The following is a 2,800-nucleotide window of genomic DNA, read 5'->3' on the forward strand; positions in this document are numbered from 1 at the left end:
ATTTCTGAAAAAAATGTACAGACAGGATAAAAAATTTCTGGCAAATATTTTTGCGAAGAAGAATTTTCAAAATATCCTTTTTCAGGGCCGACTAATTAGATCGTTTGAATTTGTCAGCAAATTTAAAAAAACCCATCCTTTTCCAGGGAACATGTGGCAACGCCCTGTAATCGAGATAGCGAATACCTTGAGACCTTGGGCAGAGAAAATTCAAGTGGCCGACCAAAGACTGTGCCAACCTTGGTGTTATTCTTCAGCAACACTGGAGCAGGCACAACAAACATACATGTTATATAAAAAAGCAAAGGAATGGGAAAGTACTATAGAGGCATTACCGAGTTTTAATTTGATATTGAAAAACCAATGGTATAGGGAATCTACCGATTATCATAAACTTAAACAAATAAACGAATGGATTGAAGACTCTCTATCCAAACCTGGTATGCATATCAATATATTAACTTGGGCATTTATCAGTGAAGATAATATTGACCCAGAGCGTTACAAGAAATTACATGAGAAAATAGTTAATTTCAAAACTGCATGGAAGAAATGTATAGGGGTACTCAATCAGCAAGGCAAAATAAATGAAAGCCTCTGGATGGGTGGAAAAACTCAAGATATAGAAGGTTTAGTCGGTAAATTGCAATGTGCTAATGACACTATTTCAAGTTTGCCCTTATTGAAGCGCTGGGCTCATACCAGTGAAAGTGTTTCTGACAAGGGATTTAGTATTATCGCTGATAAGGTAATGGAGAATATTTTAAAGAATGATCAGAGTGGAAAAGCATACGAATACTATCTCTACAAAACTATCTATGGTCATGAAATATCCGGAAATAAATTTCTTGCAGAATTTTCAGAAACCCGCTATCAGAATATAAGGAGTCGGTTTGCTGAATTAGATAGAGAAATTCTGACTATTAATGCTAAGCAGATCGCTGCAAAGCTGGCAAATGTGCCTGTTCCCATAGGTATAGGTAGTGGTCCATTAAGTACTTATACAAATAAAAGGCTGCTTGTGCATGAAGCGAACAAAAAGACAAGGCATATACCTATTCGTCAACTTATCAAAAGGAGTGGTGAAGCACTCAAAGCCTTAAAACCATGTTTTCTAATGTCACCCATATCTGTAGCGCAATATTTAGCACCAGGAGACATACATTTTGATCTTGTTGTTATGGACGAAGCTTCTCAGTTAAGGCCAGAAGATGCTTTAGGTGCTATTGCCAGAGCGGACAAATCAATTATTGTGGGAGATCCAAAACAGTTACCACCTACAAGTTTTTTCGATACTAGCACAAGTGATGATGAGGAGGAAGCAACAGTCATTGACGATACAGAAGCGATATTGGATGTATGTCTCAAACAATTCCCGTACAGACGCCTCAGATGGCATTACCGCTCAGAGCATGAGTCACTGATTCAGTTTTCTAATGAGAAGTTCTACGATGGGGACTTGATTGTCTTTCCATCTCCGAAGCGTGATGTCAGAGATTATGGTGTTCATTTCAATTATATTGATAAACCATCGTATAAAAAGGGTAGGAATCGGGCCGAAGCTGAAGTTGTTGTAGAGAATATAATCCATCACTTCCATAGACATGCTGAAAAGAGTTTAGGCGTGGCTGCAATTAATAAAGCTCAAGCGGAAGAAATTAATTTTTTATTAGAAAAAGTGAGACAAAAAGACCCAGTGGTGGATACGCTAATCTCCGAACAAGAACATGATGAGCCATTGTTCATCAAAAACCTGGAAAACGTACAGGGTGATGAACGCGATGTTATTTTTATTTCTACAACATATGGCCCAGAGCAGCCGGGTGGTCCAGTTGCGCAACGGTTTGGGCCAATTAATTCTGATTTGGGCTGGAGACGACTAAATGTTATCGCAACGCGAGCAAAGCAAAGAGTTGAATCGCCCCGGGTTTACAGGAGACTCTATTTCTTGAGAGGATAGAGTAATGAAAAAACAAATGAGGTATTCACCGGAAGTACGGGAACGCGCTGTCCGGCTATTGCGAGAACACCAAGGCGAGTATGCGTCGGAGTGGGCAGCACTGGAATCGATAGCATCCAAGATTGGTTGTACTGCTGAGACGCTGCGCAAATGGGTGCGACAAACTGAGACTGATCAAGGTATTCGATGCGGCATGTCAACCTCGGAACGTGAGAGACTCAAACAACTGGAGCGCGAGAATCGTGAGTTAAAGCGTGCCAATGAGATATTGCGCAAGGCGTCTGCTTATTTTGCCCAGGCGGAGCTCGACCGCCGACCGAAATGACAATGGTATTTGTCGATCAACACAAGGAACAGTATGGGGTCGAGCCGATCTGCAGGCAAATTCAGATTGCCCCATCGAGTTATTACGAACACAAGGCTCGTGAACGCGATCCTGACCGGCTACCCGATCGCATCAAACGAGACAAAGCGCTTGAACAGGAAATACAGCGCGTATGGGACGGCAACTTTAAAGTCTACGGCGCCAACAAAGTATGGCGGCAATTGATACGTGAAGGCATTCAGGTTGCCCGCTGCACCGTCGAGCGACTGATGAAGAAGCTTGGAATACAAGGCATCAGACGCGGTAAAAAGTGTTGGACGACGATTGCAGATGACCTGCTTGACCGGCCAACAGACAAGGTTAATCGACAATTTGTAGCGACCCGCCCAAACCAGCTATGGGTTGCGGATATCACTTTTGGTGCGCCCATTCTTCGAAAGTATCTATTGTTGATACTAACGAAGCTTGAGCATGTTTGGAATGCATTCCGGTCATCAGAAGTGGTGATGAATAGA

At 42.2% G+C, this 2,800-nt stretch carries 1 protein-coding gene, 1 pseudogene and 1 other annotated feature; the gene and the pseudogene both read left to right on the forward strand.

The window, feature by feature from the left end; genetic code table 11:
* The coding region (locus tag BMY60_RS14865; RefSeq protein ID WP_218141723.1) for a DEAD/DEAH box helicase at positions 1 to 1,960 on the forward strand (1,960 nt) is incomplete at its 5' end.
* A gap of 4 nt (positions 1,961 to 1,964) precedes the next feature.
* Positions 1,965 to 2,704 (forward strand): annotated as a pseudogene (locus tag BMY60_RS16460) (IS3 family transposase); the annotation flags it as partial.
* Positions 2,243 to 2,359 (forward strand) — a sequence feature (AL1L pseudoknot). It overlaps the preceding pseudogene by 117 nt.
* Positions 2,705 to 2,800: the final 96 nt, after the last annotated feature.

The sequence above is a fragment of the Nitrosomonas sp. Nm51 genome, from assembly GCF_900111165.1.
Classification (GTDB): domain Bacteria; phylum Pseudomonadota; class Gammaproteobacteria; order Burkholderiales; family Nitrosomonadaceae; genus Nitrosomonas.